This window comes from Kibdelosporangium philippinense (assembly GCF_021390435.2).
In the GTDB taxonomy this organism is placed as follows: domain Bacteria; phylum Actinomycetota; class Actinomycetes; order Mycobacteriales; family Pseudonocardiaceae; genus Kibdelosporangium; species Kibdelosporangium philippinense.
This window is the reverse complement of the sequence record NZ_JAJVCN010000001.1, coordinates 1,960,087-1,985,549: the sequence shown is the minus strand read 5'-3', so window position 1 is coordinate 1,985,549 and position 25,463 is coordinate 1,960,087. Positions and strand designations below refer to the sequence as shown.

The following is a 25,463-nucleotide window of genomic DNA, read 5'->3' as shown; positions in this document are numbered from 1 at the left end:
TGGGGTTTCATTAGTACGCAAAGTCCCAGCGGGTAGCGCCATGCGGCTCGGCACCGGCCACACCGAAAGCCCTGTGCAGCGTGACGCGGTACAGGTACCAAGGAGGCGGGCCAGCGCTGGGCGCGGTGAACGAAGCCGTGAGAGCCTCGCCCTCAACGGTCGCGGGCCAGCCAGCGTGGCGATACACAGATGCCACGCGCTCCAAAGTCGCGGCACCAGTCACGCGGTGAGCGTCGCCCTCAAGCACGAGGTCGAGCCCGCGCAGGCGGACCGAGATACTGCACGCCGGGTTCGCGGCCAGGTTGCGTGACCTGCGGGTACCCGGCCCGCCGGTGAAGTACAGCGCGTCATCCACCCATACGGCGCCGACGCCCGCGGAGTGCGGTCGCCCGTCTTGGCGCACGGTCGACACGAAGAACGTGAGGTCAGCGGTAGGACTGTCGGTGGCGAGGATGTCGCGCGCACGGCTCCACGGCAGCTCCGCGTGGCCGTACTGGTCGAGGTTACGGGTGGCAACTGGTTCGTTTGTCATACCCACGCGTCGAACGTGACGACGGCGCATCGACACCGAAGGCAAGAAAAATCCCGGGTGATCTGTCGGCCACCCGCGAGGCGTGGTCAAACCTGATCCCACAGCCCGGTCAGTTCGGCGTCATTGGCCTTCAGAATGCGGACCCACGTCCGGATGAACGCACGTGCCTGGCCCGCGCTGGCCTTCCGCGCCTCCTCGAGCTTCTTCCGGACGTCCTCCCGGCTGTTGGTGCGGCGCAGCTGCGAGAGGCGGACAGGCGGCTCGTCGATGCTCTCGCTCTCCTCCAGCCGCTTGTCGTACGCGTTGGCTTCCGAGCGCGTCCCGGTAATCCGCCATGGCGTGCGACCCCGGATCTGCGCGTCCTGAACGAAGACGTCCTTGCCGGCAGTGTCGCTGTACAAGGCCTGCCACGCCTCGCAGCACCGTTTATAACCGAGATCCGGACTGTTCAAACCCTTGCCCTGCAACCATTTGAAGAGGCGGGTGTGCGAAGACTCGGCGATCGTGCCGAGTATCTCCGCGCCGAGTATCGTCATGCCGAGCTTCTCGTCCTCGTACCTGAATGCTCCGCCGACCGACGCTTCCAACGCGGTCCACGCGCGTTCGGCGTGGGCGACACCGTATTCGACGCGCAGGTCCCCGTTCGGCGTCGAATGCCAGATCAGGTCGTCCACCCATGACACATAGGTGTAGAGGTTGTCGCTCACACCGCCTGCGACGTCGAGCTCTTTGCCGCCGAGTTTGGCCCTGAGGGTCTCCCGTGCGTGCGCCAGCTCTTCCAGATAGGACTCCGGCAGGAGACCTATCTGCCATTCCTTGCGCTGCTTGCTCGGGTCGGCGAGGTCGACGTACCACTCCGTCGCCTCGATCATCGTCTGATTGTCGAAGACGAGGTTGACGAAGATGTTGTTCCCGCCGGTGTCCTTGTGAAACGCCAGAAATGTCTTGAACTCGGACCTGTCCGGGTAGTAATTCACATCGATACCGATGGCGAATTCACCACTGGTGTACCATTTCCGCCGCTTGATGTACGCCCACTGCCCGTTTCCTTCCATGAACTTCTCAAGGAAGTCGACAAGCTTCTCCAGATTGTCCTTGCCAAGCTGGTCGGCGTCTTCCTGGGTGTCGCGCGTCCAGATCACCCGCTGCCTGCCGTGCGCGTAGTAGACCGTGCAGAGGTTGACGACGTACTCCGCCCGTTCGTCCAGATCTTCGATCTCCTGCTGAATAGGCAGGAAGATGCCCTGCAACACCGGCGCGAGGGCAGGCCACTGACTTTTGTCGACAATAGCTGTCACGGATCCGCTGTCCATCAGCAAAGCGTCGATCGTTGTTCCACTGCTCGGTTTCACGGGTTCGAACGTGGGGTGCACCTGCGCCACTCCTTCGCCGCGTGACGAATGTCATCGATTCGTCCGGGATGTTTCTCGATCCGCGAACCGTAGCAATTGTTTGAGCACTGACCATTCAGCCGAATGTGTTTCGCTTTCGATATGGAGATCCATAACACTGGAAAGCACGAATGGCACCCCCGAACGGTCGCAGTACGCCGTTCCCGGATTGGGCTGATCGGATCACCCTTGCCTGGAACCATCCGACGCTGAAGCCTTCGCCGGTTGCTCAGACGCGCCTGCCAGTGACAGCTCGTCGAACGGGGCCGTACCCGCGAACACCGCCTCGGCCTTGGCGTGGTCGAACTCCTTCATCCACGATCCAATGAGGACGACCGCGACGGCGTTGCCCGCGAAGCTGGTCAAGGCGCGGGCCTCGGACATGAACCGGTCGATCCCGACGATGAGGCCGATGCCGTCGACGAGGTCCGGTCGATGCGACTGCAGGCTGCCAGCCAAGGTGGCGAGCCCCGCGCCGCTGACGCCCGCGCCCCCCCTTCGACGAGATGATCATGAAAAGCAGCAGTGAGATCTGGGATCCAAGGCTGAGTGGCGCGCCTTGGGCGGTCGCGATGAACAGCGTCGCCATCGTCAGGTAAATGGCCGTGCCATCGAGGTTGAACGAGTAGCCCGTCGGCACGGCGATGCCAACCACCGGCTTGCTGACCCCAAGGTGCTCCATCTTGGCGATCAGCCGTGGCAGCACCAGTTCCGACGACGCCGTCGACAGGATCAGCAGGAACTCCCGGCCGAAGTACTTGAGCAGCTTGAAGATGCTCACCCCCGCGGCGAACCGCAGCACGGGCCCCAGCACGCCGAACACGAACACCAGGCACGTCAGGTAGAAGCCGAACATGATCATCAGCAGGCTGCGCACGGCGTTCCACCCCGTCGCGCCGACGACGGCCGCGATCGCGCCGAACGCGCCAACCGGCGCGGCCCACAGGATCATCGACAGGATGCGGAACACCAGCCCCTGCACGTGTTCGATCCCCCGGCGGATCCCGAGACCGCGGTCGCCCATTTTCTGCAACGCGAAACCTGTCAGCAGCGCCACGAGCAGCGTCTGCAGCACCTGTCCCTCGGTCAGTGCCGACACGAACGAGGTCGGGATGATGCCCAGCAGGAAGGCGACTCCGCCTTCGGCACGGCTCGCCTGTGTGTGCGCTACGGACACGTCGGCGGGGTTGAGGTGCAGCCCGGAACCCGGCTGCAGGAGGTTGCCGACCACGAGCCCAAGAGCGAGCGAGAACGTCGACATCACCAGGAAGTAGACCAGCGCCGTGACGCCGACCTTGCCGACCTTCGCCGCGTTGGCGACTGATCCGATGCCGAGCACGATCGTGCAGAAGATGACCGGCGCGATCATCATTTTGATCAGGTTCACGAACCCGGTCCCCAGCGGTGCCAACTGCTTGCCTACCCCTGGCCAGGCGAGTCCCACCACAACGCCCAGCACCACGGCGACAATCACGGCAAGGTACAGGTAGTGCGTGCGGCCACGGGCGCGAGAACTCATTTCAGATCCCTCCGGCGCGAACGGCGAACCGGTTCCGGTTCCGTTCGCAGCACAGCAGGGTCGCGGCCGGCGAGCCTGCTCCTACGTTTCGTAGTCACGCGGGACGTAGGCACCGTGTCCCCCATGTGAGGGGCGTGGTTCGTGCGTAACCCGGCAGGGTTGGACCGGCCGGGTTACGGTCGCTTGGAGGAAACTCCAGGTCAGCGACTTAGGCGAGGATGACGGCGATGGCGCGATCGGCTCGCGGACAGGCTGGCGTGCCTGACTGGGTCGAGCCGATGCTGGCCAAACCGGACCGTGGCCGCCTGCCGAGCGGCCCGGACTGGGCCTACGAGTACAAGTTGGACGGCTACCGGGCCGCGATGCGCGTCGGACCGGACGGCACCACCATTCTGACCAGCCGCAACGGCATCGACTTCACCGAGGAGTTCCCGACACTGACCGGGGTGCTCGATCTGGCCGGGCGGACGGCCGTGTTCGACGGCGAGATCGTGGTCTACAACGAAGCCGGGAACGTCGACTTCGGGTTGCTGCAGGACCGCCGCGGCCGGTTCCGCAAACACCAGACCGCGGGCCGGGTCGACCAGTTCGAGGGCATTCCGGTCCGGTATCTGGTGTTCGACCTGCTGCGACTCGGTGACCAGAGCCTGCTCGGCCAGCCGTACGAGCAGCGCCGGGCGCAGCTCACCCAGATCCCGATGCCGGACCCGTACCGCATCTCGATCGTCCCCTCGATCACGTTCGCCGCGCTGGCCGCCGACCGGCTCACACCACAGCAGCTACTCAGCCGCGTCGCCACCGAAGGCCAAGAGGGGCTGATCGCCAAACACCGCTCGGCGCCCTACACGCCAGGCCGCCGGACCGATGCCTGGCTCAAGCACGCGCTCACCCACTTCCAGGAAGTCATCATCTGCGGCTGGCGGCCCGGCCAGCGCGGCTTCGACAACACCCTCGGTGGGTTGCTGCTCGGTGCGCACGATCCCGGCAGCGGCGACCTTGTTTACCTCGGCGACGTCGGCACTGGCTTCACCCAGCATGCCCGTGTCGAGCTGAAAGCACAGCTCCAGCAGCTCGAACGCGGAACGCACCCGTTCGCCACCGCGCCGCCTCGTGAGGATGTCGTACGTGCCCGCTGGGTCGAACCCATGCTGGTCGGCGAGGTCGAGTACCGGCAATTCACCCGCGGCGACGGCAGGCTGCGGCACACCAGCTGGCGCGGCCTGCGCCACGACAAATCCCCAGCCGAGGTGATCGCCCCGCACGCCCAGCCTCGCGACGAGCCCGAACCACCGCAGCCGCAACGCGTGACCGTGCGAGTCGGCGACAGACAGCTGCGACTGTCTAATTTGGACAAGCCGTTGTATCCGAGTGGATTCACCAAGGCCCACGTGATCAGCTACTACACGCAGATCGCACCGGTGTTGCTCCCGCACATCGCCGACCGGCCGGTCACCTTCATCCGCTTTCCCGATGGCGTTGACGGAGAACGGTTCTTCGAGAAGAACGTCGCCAACGGCGCTCCCGAGTGGCTGCGTACGGCGTCGTTGCCAAGCAGTGGATCTCGTGGCAGCGGCGAGATCATCAACTATCCACTGATCGACGACCTGCCCGCGTTGGTCTGGGCAGCCAATCTCGCCGCACTGGAGCTGCACACACCACAGTGGACAGTCTCACAGGGAGCGAAGGGCCTGCCTGACCGGCTGGTGTTCGACCTGGATCCGGGTGAGGGCACCACAATTGTGGACTGCGCACAGGTTGCCCTGCGCCTGCGCGAGCTGCTGATCACCGACGGGCTCACGCCGCTGGCGACAACCTCTGGTTCCAAAGGAATGCAGCTCTACGCGGGTATCCGCACCACGAATGCGAAAGCTCCGGCGGCCTATGCCAAGACGCTGGCCGAACATCTCGCCATGCAAACCCCAGAGCGCGTCACAGCCAAGATGACCAAGGCTGTTCGAACGAACCGGGTTTTCATCGACTGGAGCCAGAACAACCCGTCCAAGACCACGATCAGCCCGTATTCGCTGCGTGGCCGGGCGCAGCCCACGGTGGCGACGCCGATCACGTGGGACGAGGTCCGCGAGTGCCAGACGCCGCAGGACCTGACGTTCGTCACGGACACGGTCCTCGAACGCGTCGGACTGCATGGCGACCTTCTGGCCGATCTCGCGGCGAATCGAGCCGACCTGCGCTAGTACGGCAGCAGCCATTCGGGTTGTGACCTGTGGGGATGTGTAGCTGGGGCCGGTGGCGACATGGGGCAGCCGCCTGTTGATCATGTGTTTGTGAGAACTACAGGATCGCAGGCGGCTGCGGCTGCCAGGATAGGTGCTCGGTTGGCTGGGCGGAAACTGGGTGAGCTGTCCGAACGGCTGCGTTCGTGTTTTCGGCGGATCGAGCCGTTCGTGCAGGCGCGTAAGTACGTGCGGGCGGTGACAAGCGAGCTGCCGAAACGGAACGGCTGGACCATCGCTGAGTATGTCGGGGACCGGACACCGGATCGGACGCAGCGGCTGCTGAACCGGGCGGTGTGGGACGAGGCCGAGGCGATGGCGCAGATCCGGCGGTTCGCGGTGTCCGGGTTGGAGGAAGCGGCCCGCAAGGGCGGGCGCCGGCGCGGGAAGTTGGTGATCGGGGCGCTGGATGAGACGGGGCAGCAGAAGAAAGGTGAAGCCACCGCGGGTGTCAAACGGCAGCATCTGGGCTGCGCGGGTCGGGTGGAGAACGGGATCAACACGGTGCACCTGTCCTATGTGCGCGAAGGTGTCGGGCATGCGTTGATCGGGTTCCAACAGTGGATTCCCGAAGAGCACATCAGCGACCCGGTGACGTCGCTGCGCTCGGCGCTTCCCCTGGATCTGACGTTCCGCACCAAAGGACAGTTGGCCATCGACATCTGCACGACGGTGGCCGCGGACGGGTTCCGGCCTGATTTCTACTGCGGGGACGAGGTTTACGGCAGCTGCACCGAGTTGCGGGCCCACTTCGAGGCCGACAAGCAAGCCTATGTGCTGCGGGTTCAGAAGAACTTCCGGATCATCCTGTCCAGCGGCATGGAGCTGTCCTGCGACCAGGCCACGAAGACATTGCTGAAACGCGAGCGACAGTGGGAAATCCGCTCGGCCGGCAAGGGCTCCAAAGGCGACCGGTGGTATGCCTGGGCCTGGATCGCCACCAACTCGGCCCGCCACTACCTCCTCATCCGCAAACACCTGCGCACCGGCGAGTTGGCCTTCCACTACTGCTACGTGCCCGAAAGCGCACTGCTCACCAAGACCCGGCTGATCCGCGCCGCCGGGCTGCGTTGGCCTGTCGAGGAAGGATTCGAGTTCGGCAAAGACTGTTTCGGCCTGGACCAGGCTCAGGTCAGGCTCTACACCGCGATCGCCCGACACGCCGTGCTTGTATGCGCCGCTCTTGCGGTCTGCGCGGTCACCGCCGCACTGCTCCGCGACCGCACCGACAGTCAAGCCCCCGAACCCCTACACCCCGACCAGCTCCCACCCGCTGATCCCGGCCTGATCCCGCTCACCATCCCCGAAATCAAGCATCTGATCGCCGGCACCACCACACCCCGACCACCTGGACACGCAACCCACTGGGTGAACTGGCGCCGCAGGCATCAAGCACGATCACGCTGGTTCCACAAACGCGCCAGACTCGCCCGCGACATCAAGATCACCCAGGTCAGCTAACGAATGGCTGCTGCCGTACTAGGCCGTGTTTCAAAGCTGGGAGCTGGTGCGTTGCTGGGTGATCGCTGTCGCGGCGTGTCGTTGATCGAATAGGCGAGGTCTCCGGTAGATCGATTCTCGACCAAGACAATCGATGACACCGGAGACCTCGTGGCCACCCTAGCGGTGACGGGGCGAGCGGACTTGACTGACGCTCAGTGGGCCGTGCTGGCAGTGCTGTTGCCCGTTGGACGTAAGCCTGGTCGCCCGCCGAAATGGACGAAACGACAGCTCATCGACGGGATTCGGTGGCGGATCCGGGTTGGTGCACCGTGGCGGGATGTGCCACCGGCGTATGGCTCGTGGCAGACCGTGTACGGGTTGTTCCGGCGTTGGCAGCGCGCCGGAGTGTGGCAGCGCATCCTGACCGCGTTGCAGGCCATCGCGGACGCCGAGGGCGAGATCGTCTGGGATGTGAGCGTCGATTCCACGGTCGCGCGGGCGCATCAGCATGCTGCAGGTGCGCGGACAAGAGGCGATCTGCAGGCCGAACCGCCGAGCACCGAGACCGGTGGCGCCGAGCCGGACGATCACGGGCTGGGCCGCTCACGAGGTGGGTGGACCACCAAGGTGCACCTGGCCTGTGAGCAGGGCCGCAAGCTGCTGTCATTGGTGGTCACCGCGGGCCAGCGTGGCGACAGCCCGCAGTTCATGGCGGTGCTCGGCCGGATCCGGGTACCCCGTCTGGGTCCGGGACGGGCGCGCACCCGCCCCGACCGGGTGCTGGCGGACAAGGCCTACAGCTCGAAGGGCAATCGGGCCTATCTGCGGCGACGTGGGATCACCGCAGTCATCCCGGTCAAGGACGACCAGGCCGCCCACCGCCGCAAGAAGGGCTCGCGAGGTGGGCGGCCACCGGCATTCGACCCACAGGCCTACAAGCGGCGGCATGCCGTGGAGTGCGGCATCAGCCAACTCAAACAGCACCGGGCCGTGGCCACGCGCTACGACAAGCTGGCCGTGCGCTACGAAGCGACCATCCACATCGCTGCGATCAACATCTGGCTACGACCGCACTTATGAAACACGGCCTAGGAGGCCGCTGAATTAGGGTGGTTTGCGGGTTGGTTGTCACCGAGTGATGGCAGGCGAGGACCTGGGCCTTGCTGATTCATGGGCGATGCTGGGCGTTCAGGGAGCCCAGGGCGGTTGCTCGACGAGGTTCACAACTCCCAAGACTGGGGGTTGGGCCGTGGTTTCCCTCAGGTAGCCAGGGTCCAAGCGCCCGCCGTATGGGTCAGGCCGCGACCGATGAGGTTGCGGAGGTTCAAGGCTGCGGTGCGGCGTTTGAGCCAGGCGTTGTTCTTGCCGGTGCCTAGATATCGGAGTTTGAGACGTCGGCCACCGCGGCTGGCGATCTGGGAGATGACCCGTTCCACGTTGGGGCGGAACGTCCTGTAGCTCTCGCGCAGTTCGGGCTTGTCCGCCCAGTCGCGTCGGGCTTGGCGCAGCAGGTCATCTCGTGGGTGCAGAACGATTTTACGGCCGGTCTTGGACGTGGTGCACTGTGCACGCAGTGAGCAGGCACGACAGAGAGCGCCAAAGGTGGCGACCCGGGTCCGGCTGATCGGGCGGGTGATGTCGTTGGGGCAGGTGACCGTGCCCGCTTGCTCGTCCACGGTGAAGTCGTCCACGGTGAAGTCGCCCTCGACCGGAGCCCGCAGCGGCTTGGGCTTGATCACCGCCTCATGCCCGGCATCGTCGATCCCACCGCGTAGATCCCCTGTGCCATAGGCGGAATCGCCGTACCACGCGCGCTTGCCGTCCTCGGCGTCGAGGAACTCCTCGGCCACAGCGGGGTCGGAGTTCTCCGTGCCGGCGGCCGTGGTCACCTTCTCGTCGGTGACGATCCCGGTCTCGGGCTCGGCCGCCACGTGCGCCCGATACCCGTCCCGCCGGTTCTCCGGGGACTTGCGGGTATGCCGCGCATCCGGATCCACTGTGGACACCACCCGGTCCGGGGCGACCTTGCGGGCGATCCGCCACCGCCCATCAGTGCCGTCACTGCCCTCGGCGGGCTCGGCATCCTGACCGGCGACCAACGCCAGCAACGCCAACGCGAACTCCGCGTCGCCTTCCAGTTCGGTATCGGCCAGCGCCGCCACCAGCGCGTTCGCATCGTTGACCAGCGCGGAGACCAGCGCGTCCCTGGCGGCCGGGTCGTCCCAGTCGATCCTCGGCTTGTCCGGCCGACTGTAGTCATGGCCGGTACACACCTTCGCGATCTGCTCCGCCGCGCCGGGCACCTGCCGATCCACCCGCCGGATCGCCGAGATCAGCTGGGTGATGGTGTCCTGGGTGGCGACCGCGTCGGCCAGGATCGTGGAATCCACCGCCCGCTTGCGGCGGCCACGCAGGATCCCGGTCTCCTCGACGACCGTGCGCACCGCGTCGTTGATCCGATGCGGCCGCCCCGAGGTGGCCAGTCGTTTGCGCCAGTACACCAGCGTCGAGGGGTCGAATCCCTTGTCGTCCAATGCCATCCCGGTCGCGACCTTCCACCGCAGGTCACACCGGGCCGCCTCAGCGGTCTCCCGATCCGAGAGATCATGCAGGGTCTGCAACACCAGGATGGAGGCCATCACCGACGCCGGGATCGAGGGCCGTCCCTTGCCCGAGGGGAACAGATCCTCGAACTCTCCATCGGGGAACAGATTCCGGCGATGCCCGGCCAGGAACGCGAACATGCTCCCCGCCGGGACCAGATGACCGACCAGCGCCTCCGCGTCCAGCAGCTCCCGATCACCACGCTCCACACCCTGCATGAAACGATTCTCCCAGCTCAAACCCACATCCTGGGGCGACACGCCGATTATTCAGCGGCCTCCTAGGCGCCGGGGCCGGGTTGCCGCCGTTCTTCTCAGGGCAGTCACGCCCGGAACGCGGCTGTTGCTGCTGCTGGTCCGGCTGTGTCTGGCCCTGGTCCGGCTGCGTGGGCTGTTCCTGCTGAACGATCCGCACGCTCGGCGTTGGCTCGTCAGCGGTGCTCGCCCACGCGACGCCGCCGACGGTTCCCGCCATCACGGCCGCCCCAGCAACGAGCAGTCCTACGGTCCTCTTCCTCATCTGCTGATCCCTTCCGTGATTTCACGCTAACCCAGGTGTTTCATGTGATCCCGGGATGATCTTGTGTTGAGTCTGGTTGATCTCGCGGCGAGCGATTCGAGAGATAGGCGCGAGCATGCCGCCGACCTGCTGTCGTGTCGGCCGCTCCGGGGTCTTTCGGGTCGTCGGGACAGGGTGGACGGGTCAGGTGAACGCGGCACGGATCCTCAACCACGCCTCGGCGATGGCATCGGCGTATTTCCAGGTCCGGTCGATACGGAGGCGGACCTGCCGGGCGCTGCGGGTGATGCGGGCGGCCACGTGCAACACCAGATTGCGGAAGGTGGCGATCTCGGCATGCGCCAACTCCGGTGTGCCGGTGAACCCGAGCAGTTTGGCCCAGCACACCAGATCCGTGGCTGCCAGCAGGGTTTCCAGCCAGGCGACGTTCTCATCCCACCCCCGGCAGGGAAGGTTACGCAGCCCGGCGGCTTTGCCTTCCCGGATGCGGTCTTCGACCCGGGCGTGCTGGCGGTGGTCAAGCTCCAGCCCGGCGTTCTGACCGGGGATCACCCGCTCGGGAATGTCGGTGATGAACGCGGTGATCCGGTGCCCGTCGACGTCGGTGAACCGCAACTGCGCACCGGGATGGGGACGTTCGGCGCGCAGCAGCACCCGGGAGCCTTCCGGCCAGGCTGTCAGGTCCAGCAGGCCGGTGACCTCGGCGACCCAGGCGCCGTCCCGGATCCCGCCATCCGACTCGATCGCGGATTGCCAGCACTGGTCGGGCACCTCATCCACGATGGCCTGGATGCGGGCGTCCACGGGGAACCCGAAGGAGAACCACACCCCACGATCCCGGCACGCCGTCGCGAAGGCGTGGGTGGCGCCGGCGGAGTCCGAGCGGGCCACCACCCGCACCGTGTCCGGGTCACCCGGCCGAGGCCGGGCGTGCTCGGGCAGGGCGGCCAACGCCTGCTCCAGCACGGTGACATGATCGGCGGCGGTGTTGCTGCCCGCGTTGCCCGGACGCAGCAACCCGGCCAGGGCCTCGCCGCCGGAGACCTCCGGGCGGTCCAGAAACGCCAGCAACGGGTGAAACCCGAACGTGCGTTTCCAGGTTTTCGCCGCGTTTTGCTTGGTCTCCGCGTGCGAGATCGTGACTGTGGCGTCGAAATCGATCCGCAGCAGCTGTGTCAGGTCCGGGGTGGCGCCGGCGGCCCAGGCCCGTTCCCGTGCCGCTGCCCGCGCGGCACGCACCCTGGACAGATGGGCCGGGTCAACGCGGTCCAGCATCCGCCAGGTGGTCGGCATCGACGCGACCGGCCCGCATATGTCGGCGTACGGACTCATGTGACCAGCCACGTACGGGTTAATGTGTCCACTTTGTAGCGTGTCGGGGTGTCGGTACGCGCTGGTGATCGTCAAGCTGTCGTGCGACCTGGCGGGTGTGTATAGGGACGGCACTGGTGATCTTGGACGAGGAGCGGTGGGCGGAGCTGCGTCGCTTCCGTGGCTTGTATGAGTCCGGCGCGATGAGCATCTCTGCGATCGCGCGGGAGACCGGGCTGCACCGGCAGACTGTCCGCAAATACCTGGCCAGCGACGCGCGGCCAGGACCGCCGCGAGGCAGCAGCCGCAAGGGGACCCGCACGCCGGTGATCGCCGCGATGGCGCCGGTGATCGATGCGTGGCTGCGCTCAGAGCTGCTGCTGAAAGGCACGGTTATTCACGAGCGGCTGGTCGAGCAGTACGGGTTCACCGGCAACTATCAGCGCGTCAAGCTGTATTTGCAGGAGGCCCGTCCCAGGATCGCGGCCGAGCTGGGTATCGCCCCGGACGAGCTGGGGCTCCTGCACCGCCGGTTCGAGGTGATCCCAGGCGCGCAGGCCCAAGTGGACTGGGGGGACGAGGGTCAGATCCTCGCGCATGTCGGCATTCCGAAGGTCTACTCGTTCCACATGACCTTGTCCTATTCACGCGACCCGTTCTGCTGCTTTACCACCAGTCAGGACCTGGAGACCTTCTTCGCCTGCCATCGCCGGGCGTTCGAGCACTTCGGCGGGGTGCCTCGGGCGATCGTCTACGACCGCACCAAGACCGTGGTGCGTCGGCATGTCGCCCCAGGCAAGGCCGTTCCGTTGCATCCGGAAGCCGTGGCGTTCGCCGGGCACTACGACTTCGACATCGACGTGCTGGCCGCATACCGCCCGACCGGCAAGGGCCGGGTCGAGCGCCAAGTCGCGATCGTGCGCGATCACGTCCTGGCCGGTCGTGGGTTCGCCAGCCTGGAGGAGATGGACTCGGCGTTCACCGCCTGGGTCCCGTTGCGGCGCAAGCGCGTCCACAGCACGCACGGCGAGGTCATCGGCCACCGCGCCGCCCGTGACCACTCGGCCCTGCACCCAATCCCAGTCAGTCCGTATCTGGTCACGCAGCGGCATCTGCGGCACGTCGGCAAGGACTGCCTGGTCGCGTTCGACGCCAGCCTTTACTCAGTTCCTGCCCGCAAGGTCCGTCACCGCCAGCTGGTCGAGATCCGCGCCACCGCCGACACCATCAGCCTGCATGCCACATCCATCGACGCGGCCACGACCGGCAACCTAGCCGACGGCACCCTGCTGGCCGTCCATCCCCGGGCCACGACCAGAGGCCAGCGGGTCGTCGACGAAACCCATTGGGACGGTCTGCCCGACGGCCACACCCGCGCGGTTACCACCAGCATCGAGGACGACGACCACGACGGGAAGGTCATCCCGCTGCGGCCCAATACCGCGCCTGAACAGTCGTGGCCCCGGTCACTGGAGGCGCTGCTCACCCGCACCGCCGCCGCACAGATCAAGGTCGAACACCGCCCGCTGTCGGTCTATGAACAACTCACCGGCACCGGACCCAGCAGGACCACAGCACTACCGCAGACGAAGGATCACCGTTGAACGAGCTGGTCACCACCCGCATCCGCTCCACCGCCACCCGGCTCGGCCTGAACCACCTGCCCAGCCAGCTCGACACCTTCGCCCGCCGCGCCGAGGACAACCAGATGGGATACCTCGAGTTCCTCGACCTGGTCCTGGAAGAGGAAGCCGCCGTCCGCGACGAACGCCGCTTCCGCAGCGCCCTGCGCCTGTCGAAACTGCCGCACCACAAGACCCTGGACGACTACGACTTCTCCTTCCAGCCCGAGCTGGATCCGCGGAAGATCAAAGACTTGGCCACGCTCTCGTTCATTGAGGACAAAGGCAACGCCGCTCTGCTCGGGCCGCCCGGAGTCGGGAAAACACACATCGCCGTCGCTCTCGCGGTCGCTGCCTGCCGCGCCGGCTACACCGTCTACTTCACCACCCTGGACGACATGGTCCGCCGCCTGAAAGCCGCCGACGCGATCGGACGGCTCACCAGCACTCTGCGCACCTACCTACGGCCCAACGTCCTCGTGATCGACGAGGTGGGCTATCAGCCCCTCGAACGCGCCGAAGCCAACCTGGTCTTCCAGGTTATTTCGAAGCGCTACGAGAAAGGCTCCGTCATTCTGACCTCGAATAAGAACTTCGGGGAATGGGCCCAAGTCTTCAGCGACGAGGTCCTCGCCACCGCGATCCTCGACCGGCTCCTGCACCACTGCGACGTCATCCCCATCAACGGCCCCAGCTACCGGCTGAAGAACCGACTCGCCGCCATCACGGACACCGCCACCGTCGCTTGACACCTGGACACATCAGTTCGTACTCACCTGGACACATCACCGGATACGCCGACAGCATACCTCGTGCCGGTCGCCGAACACCTCGATGTGGGAGACACAGTCGCCGCCATCTGCGATCGCGACCGCCAGGTCGGTGAACACCCGGCCTGGCGCGTGCTGCCACCGTCCGGCATAGGTGTCGGCCAGCGCAGTGCTGATCCCGCTCACCAGCCCGGTATCCCAGGCCAGTTCCCGCAGCATTCCGACCCCGGCATGCGACACGACACCCGTACCGTCCGCGCTGACCTTGACCCGGCGGGACCGTTCGATACGCTTCATCCGCGAAGTGCCTTCCCGTTCGAGAACCTGGACCCTAGACAAGTCCCAGTTTCCCTTACAGGGCAGGCACTTCGTTCTATCTACGGCTCGTGTCGCGGCTATCCGCGTGAAACACCTGGGCTAAGGACCACTATTGCAGCAGGAAAGGCCGAAAAACCCGCGAAGCAAAAACCGTGTTAAGTGCGACAGTGAATCGACAGCTGCGCAGAGTTAATTGACCAGGCCCCGACGATAGGCTTCGAAAAACCGACGGGGAACCGATAGTTTTCGACCATCGGGAGTCGTCACTACGACGAGGTCGACGGCGCTCGCCTTCCACTGCGCGCGCCGGTGCCTGGTGTTGCTCCGCGACTTCTTCCGTTTGGGGACGGCCATCAGCCCCTCCTGTCGCCATAGCGCTGACGGAACTTCTCAACCCGGCCCGCACTGTCGACAAGCCGCTGCTTGCCGGTCCAGAACGGGTGCGAGTCGGCCGTCACGTCGACCACGATCAAGGGGTACGTATTGCCGTCCTCCCACTCGATCGTCTTGTCGGATGTAACCGTTGACCTGGTCAGGAACGACTTTCCGGTGGAGCCGTCCTTGATCACGACCGGATGGTAGTCGGGGTGGATGCCTGGCTTCATGGCCAGCACTATACCCTTGTTGGCAATGGTTGTCGTTTTCAGGAGGAACCGTGGCGAAGAAGTCGAAGATCGCGAGGGATGCGCAGCGCCGGGAGGTCGTGGCCCGCTACGCCGAACGGCGGGCTGAGTTGAAGAAGATCCTGCGGTCGCCTTCGTCGTCCGAAGAGGACCGATCCGCCGCGTCGGCCGAGCTTCAGAAGCAGCCGCGGAATGCCAGCGCGACCCGGCTGCGCAACCGTGATGTCGTCGACGGGCGCCCGCGCGGATATTTTCGCGCTTTCGGCTTGTCCCGGGTCAGGCTCCGGGAAATGGTGCACAATGGCGAGCTGCCCGGGGTTCGAAAGTCAAGCTGGTGATTCCCCAGCTCAGAGCTCGTGAGTGGTTATGCGTGTTAGAACACGCATAACCACTCACGAGACCCACGCTGGGAATTCAGCCCCCGGGCTCGCAGATCGAGTTGCTCTCGCGACTAGCGCTCGCCCGCGCGTTCGTCACCGTGACCGTGATGTTGGCGAACCTGTCCGGCCCACAGCGGTGGGTCATGAACGTCCTGTCGTTCTGGGAATTCACCGCGAACCCGTCGACCACCCAGCGGATCTGCAGCTGCGCCGGTGTCGCGCTCAAGTCACACGAGAAAGTGCCAGGCCCCAACGGTTCACAGGTCAGTCCCGTGATCCTTGGCGCCTCGATCAGGGTGAACGTGGCCGAGACGCTCTGTTGGCCGGTCATGGTCAGCGAGCACGTGGCGTCCTGACCGGCACAAGCTCCGCCCCACGAAGTGAAAGTCCGGTCGTTGTCCGGATCGGCGGTCAGCTGGATGGGAGACCCGGCGTTCCGGGTCACGGTGCACGTCGAAGGACAAGAACCCCCGCCACCAATGAGAATCCGGCCGCCCGTCGGCGAGCTGATCGTGAGAGTGGCCTGCGGCGTGGGCTTGGCCTCGAACGAGTACGTGACGTTCTTCGCGGTATCAACGGTCACGTCACACGACGCCCCAGAGCTTCCGGCACAAGCCCCGCCCCAACTGCCGAGCTGATGCGTCGCGTCTGGCTGCGCGGTGAGTGTGACCTGGGTGTTCGGCTGCAGGTCAACTGAACACGTCGGCGGGCAGTTGATGCCGCCGCCGCTCACACTTCCACCGCCACCGGGAATGCTGACCGCAAGCCGCACGGTGGGGACCGCGGACACGTTGACGGTGTTCGACGTCATCGCCTGCCGTCCGTCGGACAAAGTCGCGGTCACGGTGACGAAGTAGGAACCGGGGGTTGACCATCGGTGGGTCGTCGTCACGCCGCCACCTGTCGTACCTTCACCGAATGTCCACTGTGCATCGACAGGTGCTTCGCCGTTGAGGTTGTTGACCCGCAAGGTGACCGTTTGGTTCGCCGTCGGGGTCGTGGTGCTCATCGTGATCTCCAGCCGCGGCTCCGCAGGTGGAGGCGGTGGCGTAGTGCTCGCTGAAGGCACGCTCGACTCGGAGGGAGCCCGGGGCGGAGGCGGTGATTCTGAAGACAGCGGTGTCGGCGCAGGCGGCGCATGACCGGCGGACGTTTGCTGGACGACCTGAGTAGGCTCAACCGCACTACCGCCGCGAGACGGCTGCACAGCGGTTGAGCTGGGCACAGCGGAACTTGACCCGGGGGTTTGCTGTGCTGGCGGGGACGGCGTGGCCGACCCGTTCAAGCCACGCCCAGGGTCGTTGGCGTCGTATTTGGCCGCGTTGATGACTTTCCCGTCAAGCTGGATCACGCCCGCGCGCTCGGAGTTCGTGTCGTTGTAGAACACGACCTTGTCCCGGACCAGCAACTCGAACCGGACATCCGGCGTCAGCACGGCCGGTTTGGCGAGCACGCGCGAGCCCGGCACGTCGATGATCCAGACCTGCCCGGTCGTGTAGTCGGGGATGAAAACCTGGTCGCCCGACTCGACCGCGGGACCGAAAGCGTTGCCCTCGCTCAACGAAATCGCCTTGCTGCAACCACTCGCGGCGACATCGCACACGATCAGCAGGCCACGGTTGACCACCAGGTACAGCCGCTCGGAATGCCGCGATCCGGAAACATGCACGGTATCCGCAGGCGTGAACGGCAATTCGACGGGATCAGCGGGTCGGCCGGTGGCACTGTCGATACTTATTGCCTTACGCGCGGCGATATCCACCACCACCGGCTGCCCATTGACCATGACCAGCTCGGAGTTGCCGGGCTGAGCGACCTGGCGGCGAATGTTCAGTTTTCCGTCCCGCACATGGGATAAGTCACCGGTGCGGGCGTCGATCGCCCACAGGATGCCATTGTCGTCGACCGTGGCCGTGCCCGCGGCGAACGTAACGGCGTCACCACGTGGGGTCAGGTTCTTGGGATCGGTGTAGGCAAGCATGCCTCTGCGTTTGTCCACTGTGTACACAGTGTCCCGGCCGGGAACGGCCGTGAGACCCACTGTCGCGTCGGGAATCGGTGACCGTGGTTCAGTGAGATCGAACGTTCCGCCGTCGACCCGGCGCACGGTGCCCGCCGTTTGGTCGACGGCATACGCGGTCGAGCCCTGTTGTGCCACTTCAAGACTGTTGCCAGCGGGTGCGACTTGGACTTGGGCCGCGACTTCGACGTTGCTGCCGTCCAGCAACGTCACCTGGCCGACCTTCGACGAGGTCAGCCAGGCCGCGCCGGACAGCAGCCGCACGTCACGCGCGGACTCGCCGTTGTCCGAACCGATCACCACGATCACACCAAGCAGCAACGCGGCCGCGACCGCCAACCCAATACGCGCTAAACCACTCAACGCCCCTCCTCCGCCTGTGCCGTACCGGATTCGTCGCACGGCACCAAGCGGCTTGGGCGGAGATTATCAGCGCCAGATCTGCCGGTCAGCCCATTGTTTCAAGGTTGTTGTGCCACGCAGGACTATGGCCTGGTCAGGCGGTGCCACCGGGTTCGCGTACAACGCCGCGATCCCTTCAGCCGCCTCGGAACCGGCGATCGGGCGGAGCAATTCCCCATATTCGGCCGGAGTAATCGTGCGCCAACGAACGGACGAACCCAGCACGGCCGCGACCTGATCGCCTGTCAGATCCTCCGGCCCCGCAACGACTCGCACCGAAGGCGGCGCATCCTGGACGAGCAGATCGACGATCACAGCGGCGACATCACTCGCCGCCACCCACGGCACCGGCAACTCGCCGGGCAACGGATACACGACCTCGCCCGCGTCAATCAACGGCGTCGACCACGGCGCCGCGAGGTTCTCCATATATGTCAGGACAGGCCCGGTGATCGCGACCGTCTCGACAACGTCCGGCAACCCCGCGCTCATCAACACGCGCGCGTCTACATAGGGCATACCGACCGGCTCATCCGGCAAGGCCCCGCCCTGGTTGAACACGACCCTGGGCACCTTCGCCTTGCCAAGCGCCGCGAGAACTGTCCTCGCCTGGATGAACGCGGTCTCGTCGAAGACCATCGGAAGTTGGAGAACGACACCGTCCACGCCGGTGTACCCCTCGACCAGAGCGTCGACGTCGGCCAGATCGGCCGCGACCGATTCCACACCAGCGATGGTCCCGGGTTTCCGCGCCACCGCACGGACCACGTGTCCAACGTCGAGGAGGTTCTGGACGACAGCAGACCCTTGGGCGCCGGTCGCGCCGTACACGGCGATCTTCAACGAAGTCATACCGGCGAAGTTAGTTCCCGCATTGAACTAGTACCCAGAAAGTGCCATAGTTTCATTATGGAAACCGAGCTTGACCAGCGGGTTCATGCTGAGCTGATGGACGCGCGGAACGACCGCGAATGTGCCATCTCCCGAACCCTGCAGGTGCTCGATGGCAAATGGACCACGTTGATCGTGCGCGAACTGCTGGCCGGGCCGCTGCGGTTCACCGAACTGCGCGCAGGGATCGGCCCGGTCAGCGCGAAAACCTTGACCGATCGGCTGCGCGCGCTGGAACACCAGGGCATCATCACACGCACGATCTACCCCGAAGTCCCGCCACGAGTGGTCTACGAACTCACCGAACAGGGCCTGAGCCTGCGCAACGTCCTGCATGCCATGCTCCGCTGGGGCCGCACCAACCCCGCCTAGCCCTTGTCCTTACTTGATTGGTAACCCGCGCTGGCCCACCCAGCCGAAATTGAGGTCGCCGAGCTTCAGCGAGTCGACGATCCGGACAAGGTCATCCTTGCTCAAGGCCGCCTCCGGGTAGGGCCTGACGAAGATGGACAACCAGTAGGTCTCATTGATTTGTGCCACGATTCGGTTCGGTGAGGTCAGGTATGACCCTGGCTTGCCGAGTACGGTGACCGGCTCGCTCGGCATCCCCGGCTCGTCCAGACGTCTGGGAGCTATCGTCAAAGCCGCGAGCGCCGGAGCGTTGGTCGCGCTCAAACCCATGGACGTGTACACGTCCTTGCCGTTGGTGGACTCCGACTGGCCGCCGTCGAACTTGACACCAGCAGGCAGCCAGCCGAATTGGACCGGCAGCGATGCCTCGAACTCGACCGGCTTGATCGAGGCTGCCACCCGCTGGGCGACCGCCATCGCGTCCGGAACCAGCTGAATGTCCACGCGTGCCATCTCGTTGGGCGACACCCGCCAGGTAATCGCGGCATGAGTCGTCACCCCGAACTCGATCATCTGGCCTTCTGTGCCGTTGACCTGTATCGGCTTCACGTTCACCGCGGCGGAGAACTCTCCCCCTGGAACAAACGCCACGCTCACACTGCCCTGATCGGTCTTGTTCGTCCACGACCGGTGCATGCCGGTGTCCTGAGGCCCGAACCCTCGCTTGGTTTCGACGAAGCCGTCCGGCAGCCAGGTCGACTGGAGCCGCATCACCGGAGCGCTCTTGGTCGGTTCCGCCGACGTGGTGGCGGGGGTGACCTGGCTCGTCCGTCCACTGTCCGAAAGCGACACAGCGACGACTACGGGTACCGCCACCAGCAACGCCGCGGCAGCCGCCAGCAACGCGATCCGGCGACCCGACGGTCGAGCCCGCACCGGAGTTCGCGCTGCCACCGCCGCACGCACGCGCTCGGCGCTCGGCGTGAGTTCGGCGCGCCGCTCGTACACATCCTTCAACGCTTCTTCGATGTTCATCGGCTCCCCGTCCCCTCCATCGGCACCGTGGTTCGTAGCGTCGCCAGCGCGCGTGACGCGTAGGCCCGGACTGTGGCGGGACGGCAGCCCATCGTCTCGGCGATCTCCGCGTCCGGGAGGTCGTAGAAGTACCGCAGTACCAGTACGGTTTGTTGGGTCCGCGGCAATCGGTCTAGCTGGGCGGACAGCGCTTGCCGTTCGGCGAGGCGCCACGCCGGGTCGGCAACGACCCGGTCGTGCTCAAGCAGTTCACCCGGCGGTATCGGGGTATCCGAACCGGACTTGCGGCGACGCCAGGACAGGAACTGGTTGGTGATCATCTTCCGGACGTAGCGTTCCGGCAGGTCGAGCGAGCCGATCCGGCGCCACCTGCGATGCGCGCGGACCAGCATCTCCTGGACCACGTCCTCCGCCAGGTGCGGGTCGCCGGTGAGCACGGTCGCATACCGCAACAGCGCCGGTAACCGGGTTTCAACGAACTCGTCAAAACTCAATCGACGCCTCCCCGGTGAGTCTGTTCACCTCCCTAACACGCCGACAGACCACCGAAGTGCTGTGCCCGATTTCCTGAAGCTAGAGGCGGACGACCGTGCCGGTGCGGCGGGCATGTTCGGCGGCCCAGACAAGCCGGTGCGAATCCAGGCTTTCCCTGCCGTTGGTCAAGATCAGCCCGGTGTCGCCAGTGCGAACAGCCTCGACGAACGCGTCCACGATCGCTTGGTCGCCGCCGCCGTGTCCATCGGCCGCGCTCGCCCCGTCGACAGCGCCGAGATCCACGACGTCCGGGCCGTTGAGGAAGTCATGGATGGCGATCGTTTCCCCGTCGCCGTCGATCGAGCCTCGGGTGCCGAAGATCCTTGTCTTGCGGTGCGAGTAAGCGGCGAACGCTGTCATGGTGAACGACGCCGTCACGCCGCCCTCGTACTCGATGTTGACGACCTGGTGGTCGACCACATCGTTGTCGCACGAGTAGACGCAGCGCCCGTACGGCCCTTCCCGCAACGCAGTCATGAGACCTTCGGGCGTGCGATCCAGAGTCACGATGGACAACGGCCACTTCTTGTGCGGTTTGTCCAGGAACGGCGTGTAGATCCGTGGCGCCGAGTACGCGCAGGTCGGCTCGATCGCGCAGTCGAGGCAACGGTCAGCGGCTCCCTCGGGCTTACGTTCCGGCCGGAACTCGTACAGGCTGCCGAAAGACGAGACGCGTTCGGCGGGCCTGCCGATGATGTACGCCAGCCAGTCCAGGTCGTGGCAGGACTTGGTCATCAGCATGAAGCTCGACTCGTCTTCCCGGCGCCAGTTGCCCCGGACGTACGAATGCGCCTGATGCCACCAGCCGACCGGCTCCAGGTGCTCGACACTGACGATGTCACCGATCCGTCCACTGTCGACGACCTGCTTGAGGGCCCGCGAGTACGGCGTGTAGCGCAGCACATGACACACCGCCAGCATGACCCCGGCATCTTCGGCCGCCTGCACGATCCGCGAACAGTCCGCTTCGGACGTGGCCATCGGCTTCTCCAGCAACAGGTGATACCCCTTGCCAGCGAGCGCGACGGCCGGTTCCGCGTGGTACTGGTCCTGCGTGGCGATCACCGCGATGTCGGCGAGGCGTGGCCGCTCGAGCAGCTCACGCCAGTCCTCGAAGTGCTCGGCTTCGGTGAACTGCGCGCGCGCCGCGGCGCGTGGTTCGGCGACAGCGACGATCTGCGCGCCTGCCTTGACCGCGCTGGCCGCGTACGTTGTGCCACGGCTACCCGCACCCACGATGGCAATAGTGACTGGCATGAGGTCCAGCTTGGCCGAGCCTGCGTGCGGCCGATGAGGATTCCGGCGAGAATTTTTTTGGCGAGGCATGTCCGGGTCGCGAATTCGGCTTCGACGTCTCTGACGTACCAGCCGCAGAGAGGAGCACGACCGTGAAGTACATGATCATGCTGATGGGTTCACAGCGCGACTACGACGTCCTGACCGGCAACACCCCGAGCGACCGTCAGCCGTGGACGCTCGAAGAGATCCAGACCATGCACAAGTTCATGGGCGACTGGAACAACGCACTGGTCGAGTCCGGCGAGTTCGTCGAGGCCCGAGGCCTGAGCGACCCCGCCCACGCCCGCCGCGTGAGCGCCAAGGACGGCGTGCCTGTGGTGACCGACGGGCCGTACCCGGAGACCCAGGAGGTGCTCGCCGGGTACACGATCGTCGAATGCGAGAGCCTCGACCGCGCCACTGAGATCGCCGCGCAGCTGGCCAACACGCCGCATCCGGAACACGCGCAACTGGACAACGAGTGGTACGTGGACATCCGGCCGATCGCCGAGCACGCGCCCGAGCCGGAGATCTGATGCCCGTAACCGAGCTCGAGGGCCTGCTGCGGACGCTCGCGCCGCAGGCCCTCGGCGCGGTCGTCCGCCGCTACGGCCACTTCGACACAGCCGAGGACGCGGTCCAGGAGGCTTTGCTGGCAGCGGCGACCCAGTGGCCCGCCCAGATGCCGAGCAATCCCTTGGGCTGGCTGATCACGGTCGCTTCCCGGCGGCTGACGGACCTGTTGCGTAACGAGCAAGCCCGGCAACGGCGTGAAAACACTGTCGCCCAATGGGTTCTGCCCCAAGACTGGCTCGCCCCGGCGGCCGACCGGCCCGCCTCGGACTCCGACGACACCCTGATCCTGCTGTTCATGTGTTGTCATCCGGCCTTGTCAGTGCCCTCGCAGATCGCATTGACCCTGCGGGCCGTCGGAGGTCTGACCACGGCCGAGATCGCCCGGGCTTTCCTGGTGCCGGAGGCGACCATGGCGAGGCGGATCAGCCGGGCCAAACAGAGCATTAAGGACAGTGGTGTTCCCTTTGCCGTGCCGCAGGGTTCCGCGCGCGCTGAGCGGCTTGGGGCGGTGCTGCACACGCTCTACCTGATCTTCAACGAAGGCTACGCGAGTACCTACGGCCCTGACCTGCAACGGGCCGATCTGGCGACCGAGGCGATCCGGCTGGCCCGACTCGTGCACGGTCTGCTGAAAGATGACTGCGAAGTCACCGGGCTGCTGGCGTTGATGCTGCTCACGGACGCCCGGCGGCCTGCCCGAACCTCGCCTGACGGCGAGTTGGTGCTGCTGGCCGAACAGGACCGTGCATTGTGGAACGGCGAGCTCATCGCCGAGGGCGTGGCACTGATCAGCGCTGTCCTTCCGCAAGGGCAGGCTGGGCCGTACCAGATCCAGGCCGCGATCGCCGCTGTGCACGATGAAGCCCAGTCGTACGCGGAGACCGACTGGGCTCAAATCGTTGCCTTGTACGAGGTTCTGCTGAGCATCAGCTACAACCCGATGACCGCGCTCGGACACGTTGCCGCGGTCGCGATGAGCCAAGGCGCCGAGAAAGCCTTGCCCTTGCTGGACAAGCTCGCTGACGACATCGGCAAGCACCACCGGTTCTTCGCCGTCCGAGCGCACCTGCTGGAAATGCTCGGGGACCTCGACGGAGCCCGCTCGGCCTACCTCATGGCAGCCGAAGCGACCACCAGCCTCCCCATGCAGCGCTACCTCTTCACCAAAGCCGCAGGTCACCCCTCGTGAGTGTTTTCTCCGGTTCTAACCGGCGAAAACACTCACGAGGGGTCACTTGGGCGGAAGTCGCTTTGCTTCACCGATTTCGCAGGTGACCTTGCCTTTCAACGGGGTGTCACCGGGGATCTTCTCGGTGATGGTCTGGCCAGGGGTCATCCGGTTCTTGGCGAACCGAGCCTCACTCGTGCCACCACTGGCGTCCTTGATGTTCACGCCCACGACGTACCGCTGATCCTGGACAGTGCTGTTCTTGACTTCGAGGGTGACGTCCTGGCCGTACCCCTTGTTCTCGCACTGGGTGATCTTCACGTCCGCCGACGCGGATGTGTCCTCTTTGGCCGCGGGCGCCGAGGTGCCCGGCTGGTTCTCGACAGGGACGGGCGTGCCGCTTTCCTTGCTGCCACAGCCACTCAGCGCAAGCGCGAGTAGTGCGGTCGGCACAGCAACGGCTGCCAGTCGCTTCATTGTGGAGTCTCCCGGAATCGTCCGAATGGATCTTGCGCCGGGAATTCTCACACATTCGCACGACGATTTGGGATCGTCACAAGAATTCCGCAAGATGATCGAAAGCCTGGTCAAGGGTTTCGGCGGGATCGCCGTGCGGATCTTGGGCCCAGTCGAGCAGCGCACCGAGGGCGACTCCGACAACCGCGTCCGCGACGATCCGTGTGCCCGGCGCGCGGCTGTCGAGCGAGTCGGCGAGCATCCGGCGGCTCTTCGCGATCAGGCTCAGGTTCGCCGCCCACACCTCAGGAATCGTCAGCATCACGAGGTCACGTTCGTAGCGCGCGGCCCGATAATATGACTAAGCCAGTGCCACTCCCCATCGAACCGAGCGGCGGACTACCGCCTCGACCCACCACCTGACCTGGTAAAGCTTTCCGCCGGTCAGCCCGCTGCGACTGCCGGACGGCCACATCGGGCTGCTGGTGACGAGCCCATGCCGCAGCCCGGACCGTCATGGTCGATCCGCGCTTCAGCACTCGGCCCGACATCAAGCGGCCCGTGTTCAGTGCCGTCCCACAACCGGGCGGCCAGCACAACCCGGCAAGGCCTGGCTGGTTCGTCCATATGGGCGTTCACATTGCCAGTGCCCTCACTGGTTATCTGTGAACTGCTTGGCGTGCCCTATGCGGACCACACGTTCTTCCAGCAGAACACCACGATCATGGCCAGTGTGGACAACACGCGGGACGAAACCATGGCGGCGCTTGGCGAACTCTCCCGCTATCTCGGTGGTCTTGTCACCAGGAAACGGTTGCGGCCCAAGGACGATCCGCTCGGCAGTCTGATCACGGACACCGATCTGACCGATGAAGAGTTGACGAACCGCGCTGCCGATGCTCGTCGCCGGCACGAGACCACCGCGACATGTTGGCGTTAGACACTTTCGCGTTGTCACAACATCCGGAGCAGATCACTACTCTTGACAGCCCAGACGCAGTTGAGGAGTTACTACGCTATTTGTCGATCGTCCACCTTGGAACACCCAACCGGGCCGCGCTCGAGGATGTCGAGCTGGAAGGTCGGATGATCAGGAAAGCGGACACCGTCGCGATCGGACTGCCTGCGGTGAACCGGGATCCGAGCGTGTTCAGCGAACCCGATATCCTCAAGCTGGACAGGGAAGACGCGCGTAAGCACGCCGCGTTCGGCGGTGGTATACACCAATGCCTTGGCCAGCACCTTGCCAGGGTGGCGTTGCGAATCGGGTTTTCCTGTTTGTTCGCCAGGTTTCCGAACCCGCGGCTGGCCGTGCCCGCAGAGGAGATCAAGCTGCGCGAGCAGCCCGCGGCGTACGGCGTCTTGGCCCTGCCGGTTGCATGGGATGCATAGCAGATTCGTCGACTTAACTAGTGAGTTCTGACATATTTCAGTCAAAAGTGGGGTCCCCGGACTGGCGTTGAACAGGCACAATGTGGTCTGATCC

The 25,463-nt window shown here is 65.3% G+C and carries 24 protein-coding genes and 3 pseudogenes; 12 read left to right on the top strand and 15 right to left on the bottom strand.

Features of this window, described 5'->3' with window-relative positions; translation table 11 throughout:
• Positions 1–10 precede the first annotated feature (10 nt).
• The 3 genes and pseudogenes from LWC34_RS09250 to LWC34_RS09240 all read right to left on the bottom strand — a co-directional run bounded on the left by LWC34_RS09250 (position 11) and on the right by LWC34_RS09240 (position 3,442).
• Entirely contained in the window at positions 11–532 is a 522-nt protein-coding gene (locus LWC34_RS09250; RefSeq protein WP_233726393.1) for a pyridoxamine 5'-phosphate oxidase family protein, read from the bottom strand.
• A gap of 86 nt (positions 533–618) precedes the next feature.
• Positions 619–1,905: a hypothetical protein gene (locus tag LWC34_RS09245; RefSeq protein ID WP_233724579.1), complete on the bottom strand. Its 1,287-nt coding sequence runs from the start codon at positions 1,903–1,905 to the stop codon at positions 619–621.
• A 201-nt stretch (positions 1,906–2,106) separates the two neighbouring features.
• Positions 2,107–3,442, bottom strand: a pseudogene (locus LWC34_RS09240) (cation:dicarboxylate symporter family transporter).
• A 227-nt stretch (positions 3,443–3,669) separates the two neighbouring features.
• Here LWC34_RS09240 and ligD point away from each other — a divergent pair.
• The 3 genes from ligD (at position 3,670) to LWC34_RS09225 (ending at position 8,199) form a co-directional block, all read left to right on the top strand.
• Complete coding sequence (ligD, locus tag LWC34_RS09235) at positions 3,670–5,637, top strand: DNA ligase D (RefSeq protein ID WP_233724578.1); 1,968 nt, start codon at positions 3,670–3,672, stop codon at positions 5,635–5,637.
• Positions 5,638–5,793: 156 nt separating this feature from the next.
• A complete protein-coding gene (locus LWC34_RS09230; protein WP_443667751.1) occupies positions 5,794–7,137 on the top strand; it encodes an IS701 family transposase in 1,344 nt (447 codons plus the stop codon).
• Between the two features lie 165 nt (positions 7,138–7,302).
• Positions 7,303–8,199, top strand: a complete 897-nt coding sequence (locus LWC34_RS09225; protein WP_233726357.1) for an IS5 family transposase — start codon at positions 7,303–7,305, stop codon at positions 8,197–8,199.
• A gap of 179 nt (positions 8,200–8,378) precedes the next feature.
• On the opposite strand, the gene LWC34_RS09220 is transcribed toward LWC34_RS09225, so the two are convergent.
• Complete coding sequence (locus LWC34_RS09220) at positions 8,379–9,941, bottom strand: IS1182 family transposase (protein WP_233724577.1); 1,563 nt, start codon at positions 9,939–9,941, stop codon at positions 8,379–8,381.
• On the opposite strand from LWC34_RS09220, the gene LWC34_RS09215 reads away from it, so the two are divergent.
• Positions 9,940–10,272: a hypothetical protein gene (locus LWC34_RS09215; RefSeq protein WP_233724576.1), complete on the top strand. Its 333-nt coding sequence runs from the start codon at positions 9,940–9,942 to the stop codon at positions 10,270–10,272. The genes LWC34_RS09220 and LWC34_RS09215 overlap by 2 nt on opposite strands.
• 153 nt (positions 10,273–10,425) lie before the next feature.
• Here LWC34_RS09215 and LWC34_RS09210 read toward each other — a convergent pair.
• A pseudogene (locus LWC34_RS09210) lies at positions 10,426–11,556 on the bottom strand (IS1380 family transposase); the annotation flags it as partial.
• A 134-nt stretch (positions 11,557–11,690) separates the two neighbouring features.
• Here LWC34_RS09210 and istA point away from each other — a divergent pair.
• Together istA and istB are read left to right on the top strand one after the other, a co-directional pair.
• Positions 11,691–13,157: an IS21 family transposase gene (gene istA, locus LWC34_RS09205; RefSeq protein WP_233723026.1), complete on the top strand. Its 1,467-nt coding sequence runs from the start codon at positions 11,691–11,693 to the stop codon at positions 13,155–13,157.
• Positions 13,154–13,924, top strand: a complete 771-nt coding sequence (istB, locus tag LWC34_RS09200) for an IS21-like element helper ATPase IstB (protein ID WP_233723025.1) — start codon at positions 13,154–13,156, stop codon at positions 13,922–13,924. Before istA ends, istB begins: the two co-directional genes overlap by 4 nt.
• Positions 13,925–13,981: 57 nt before the next feature.
• Here the strand turns inward: istB and LWC34_RS09195 are convergent.
• The 3 genes and pseudogenes from LWC34_RS09195 to LWC34_RS09185 all read right to left on the bottom strand — a co-directional run.
• Positions 13,982–14,242 (bottom strand): annotated as a pseudogene (locus LWC34_RS09195) (transposase); the annotation flags it as partial.
• 210 nt (positions 14,243–14,452) lie between these two features.
• Positions 14,453–14,617 (bottom strand): 50S ribosomal protein L32, encoded by a 165-nt coding sequence (gene rpmF, locus LWC34_RS09190; protein WP_233724575.1) that lies wholly within the window; start codon positions 14,615–14,617, stop codon positions 14,453–14,455.
• Entirely contained in the window at positions 14,617–14,868 is a 252-nt protein-coding gene (locus LWC34_RS09185) for a type B 50S ribosomal protein L31 (protein ID WP_233724574.1), read from the bottom strand. Before LWC34_RS09185 ends, rpmF begins: the two co-directional genes overlap by 1 nt.
• A gap of 50 nt (positions 14,869–14,918) precedes the next feature.
• Here LWC34_RS09185 and rpsN point away from each other — a divergent pair, with 50 nt between their 5' ends.
• The gene (gene rpsN, locus LWC34_RS09180; RefSeq protein ID WP_233724573.1) at positions 14,919–15,224 is read left to right on the top strand and encodes a 30S ribosomal protein S14; all 306 of its coding nucleotides are present in this window, start codon (positions 14,919–14,921) and stop codon (positions 15,222–15,224) included.
• 76 nt (positions 15,225–15,300) lie between these two features.
• Here rpsN and LWC34_RS09175 read toward each other — a convergent pair whose 3' ends face one another.
• Together LWC34_RS09175 and LWC34_RS09170 are read right to left on the bottom strand one after the other, a co-directional pair.
• Positions 15,301–17,649: an InlB B-repeat-containing protein gene (locus LWC34_RS09175; RefSeq protein ID WP_233724572.1), complete on the bottom strand. Its 2,349-nt coding sequence runs from the start codon at positions 17,647–17,649 to the stop codon at positions 15,301–15,303.
• A 66-nt stretch (positions 17,650–17,715) separates the two neighbouring features.
• Positions 17,716–18,540: an SDR family oxidoreductase gene (locus tag LWC34_RS09170; RefSeq protein WP_233724571.1), complete on the bottom strand. Its 825-nt coding sequence runs from the start codon at positions 18,538–18,540 to the stop codon at positions 17,716–17,718.
• Positions 18,541–18,597: 57 nt separating this feature from the next.
• On the opposite strand from LWC34_RS09170, the gene LWC34_RS09165 reads away from it, so the two are divergent.
• Positions 18,598–18,951: a winged helix-turn-helix transcriptional regulator gene (locus LWC34_RS09165; protein ID WP_233724570.1), complete on the top strand. Its 354-nt coding sequence runs from the start codon at positions 18,598–18,600 to the stop codon at positions 18,949–18,951.
• A 9-nt stretch (positions 18,952–18,960) separates the two neighbouring features.
• Here the strand turns inward: LWC34_RS09165 and LWC34_RS09160 are convergent, their stop codons facing one another.
• The 3 genes from LWC34_RS09160 to LWC34_RS09150 form a co-directional block, all read right to left on the bottom strand.
• A complete protein-coding gene (locus LWC34_RS09160; RefSeq protein WP_233724569.1) occupies positions 18,961–19,965 on the bottom strand; it encodes a hypothetical protein in 1,005 nt (334 codons plus the stop codon).
• Positions 19,962–20,459 (bottom strand): SigE family RNA polymerase sigma factor, encoded by a 498-nt coding sequence (locus tag LWC34_RS09155; protein WP_233724568.1) that lies wholly within the window; start codon positions 20,457–20,459, stop codon positions 19,962–19,964. Before LWC34_RS09155 ends, LWC34_RS09160 begins: the two co-directional genes overlap by 4 nt.
• A gap of 79 nt (positions 20,460–20,538) precedes the next feature.
• The gene (locus LWC34_RS09150; protein ID WP_233724567.1) at positions 20,539–21,756 is read right to left on the bottom strand and encodes a Gfo/Idh/MocA family protein; all 1,218 of its coding nucleotides are present in this window, start codon (positions 21,754–21,756) and stop codon (positions 20,539–20,541) included.
• Between the two features lie 140 nt (positions 21,757–21,896).
• Between LWC34_RS09150 and LWC34_RS09145 the strand changes: the two genes are divergently transcribed.
• Entirely contained in the window at positions 21,897–22,313 is a 417-nt protein-coding gene (locus LWC34_RS09145; protein ID WP_233726392.1) for a YciI family protein, read from the top strand.
• Entirely contained in the window at positions 22,313–23,542 is a 1,230-nt protein-coding gene (locus LWC34_RS09140; protein ID WP_233724566.1) for an RNA polymerase sigma factor, read from the top strand. Before LWC34_RS09145 ends, LWC34_RS09140 begins: the two co-directional genes overlap by 1 nt.
• A gap of 42 nt (positions 23,543–23,584) precedes the next feature.
• Here LWC34_RS09140 and LWC34_RS09135 read toward each other — a convergent pair whose 3' ends face one another.
• Both LWC34_RS09135 and LWC34_RS09130 read right to left on the bottom strand, forming a co-directional pair.
• On the bottom strand, positions 23,585–23,998 hold the full coding sequence (locus LWC34_RS09135) for a hypothetical protein (RefSeq protein WP_233724565.1): 414 nt from the start codon (positions 23,996–23,998) through the stop codon (positions 23,585–23,587).
• A 76-nt stretch (positions 23,999–24,074) separates the two neighbouring features.
• Positions 24,075–24,302, bottom strand: coding sequence for an acyl-CoA-like ligand-binding transcription factor (locus tag LWC34_RS09130; protein ID WP_308199997.1), 228 nt, complete (start codon positions 24,300–24,302; stop codon positions 24,075–24,077).
• A 321-nt stretch (positions 24,303–24,623) separates the two neighbouring features.
• On the opposite strand from LWC34_RS09130, the gene LWC34_RS09125 reads away from it, so the two are divergent.
• Together LWC34_RS09125 and LWC34_RS09120 are read left to right on the top strand one after the other, a co-directional pair.
• Positions 24,624–24,917 (top strand): cytochrome P450 family protein, encoded by a 294-nt coding sequence (locus LWC34_RS09125; protein ID WP_233724564.1) that lies wholly within the window; start codon positions 24,624–24,626, stop codon positions 24,915–24,917.
• Positions 24,905–25,369 carry a cytochrome P450 gene (locus tag LWC34_RS09120; protein ID WP_233724563.1) on the top strand — a complete coding sequence of 155 codons (465 nt, stop codon included), beginning with the start codon at positions 24,905–24,907 and terminating at the stop codon, positions 25,367–25,369. Before LWC34_RS09125 ends, LWC34_RS09120 begins: the two co-directional genes overlap by 13 nt.
• The last annotated feature ends 94 nt before the right edge of the window (positions 25,370–25,463 follow it).

Bases quoted from the DNA above. Each gene is read 5' to 3' on its own strand.
- LWC34_RS09250 (WP_233726393.1), bottom strand. From the start codon at position 532: ATGACAAACGAACCAGTTGCCACCCGTAACCTCGACCAGTACGGCCAC.
- ligD (WP_233724578.1), top strand. From the start codon at position 3,670: ATGGCGCGATCGGCTCGCGGACAGGCTGGCGTGCCTGACTGGGTCGAG.
- LWC34_RS09215 (WP_233724576.1), top strand. From the start codon at position 9,940: ATGAAACGATTCTCCCAGCTCAAACCCACATCCTGGGGCGACACGCCG.
- LWC34_RS09220 (WP_233724577.1), bottom strand. From the start codon at position 9,941: ATGCAGGGTGTGGAGCGTGGTGATCGGGAGCTGCTGGACGCGGAGGCG.
- rpmF (WP_233724575.1), bottom strand. From the start codon at position 14,617: ATGGCCGTCCCCAAACGGAAGAAGTCGCGGAGCAACACCAGGCACCGG.
- LWC34_RS09185 (WP_233724574.1), bottom strand. From the start codon at position 14,868: ATGAAGCCAGGCATCCACCCCGACTACCATCCGGTCGTGATCAAGGAC.
- LWC34_RS09170 (WP_233724571.1), bottom strand. From the start codon at position 18,540: ATGACTTCGTTGAAGATCGCCGTGTACGGCGCGACCGGCGCCCAAGGG.
- LWC34_RS09165 (WP_233724570.1), top strand. From the start codon at position 18,598: ATGGAAACCGAGCTTGACCAGCGGGTTCATGCTGAGCTGATGGACGCG.
- LWC34_RS09160 (WP_233724569.1), bottom strand. From the start codon at position 19,965: ATGAACATCGAAGAAGCGTTGAAGGATGTGTACGAGCGGCGCGCCGAA.
- LWC34_RS09150 (WP_233724567.1), bottom strand. From the start codon at position 21,756: ATGCCAGTCACTATTGCCATCGTGGGTGCGGGTAGCCGTGGCACAACG.
- LWC34_RS09145 (WP_233726392.1), top strand. From the start codon at position 21,897: ATGATCATGCTGATGGGTTCACAGCGCGACTACGACGTCCTGACCGGC.
- LWC34_RS09140 (WP_233724566.1), top strand. From the start codon at position 22,313: ATGCCCGTAACCGAGCTCGAGGGCCTGCTGCGGACGCTCGCGCCGCAG.
- LWC34_RS09135 (WP_233724565.1), bottom strand. From the start codon at position 23,998: ATGAAGCGACTGGCAGCCGTTGCTGTGCCGACCGCACTACTCGCGCTT.
- LWC34_RS09120 (WP_233724563.1), top strand. From the start codon at position 24,905: ATGTTGGCGTTAGACACTTTCGCGTTGTCACAACATCCGGAGCAGATC.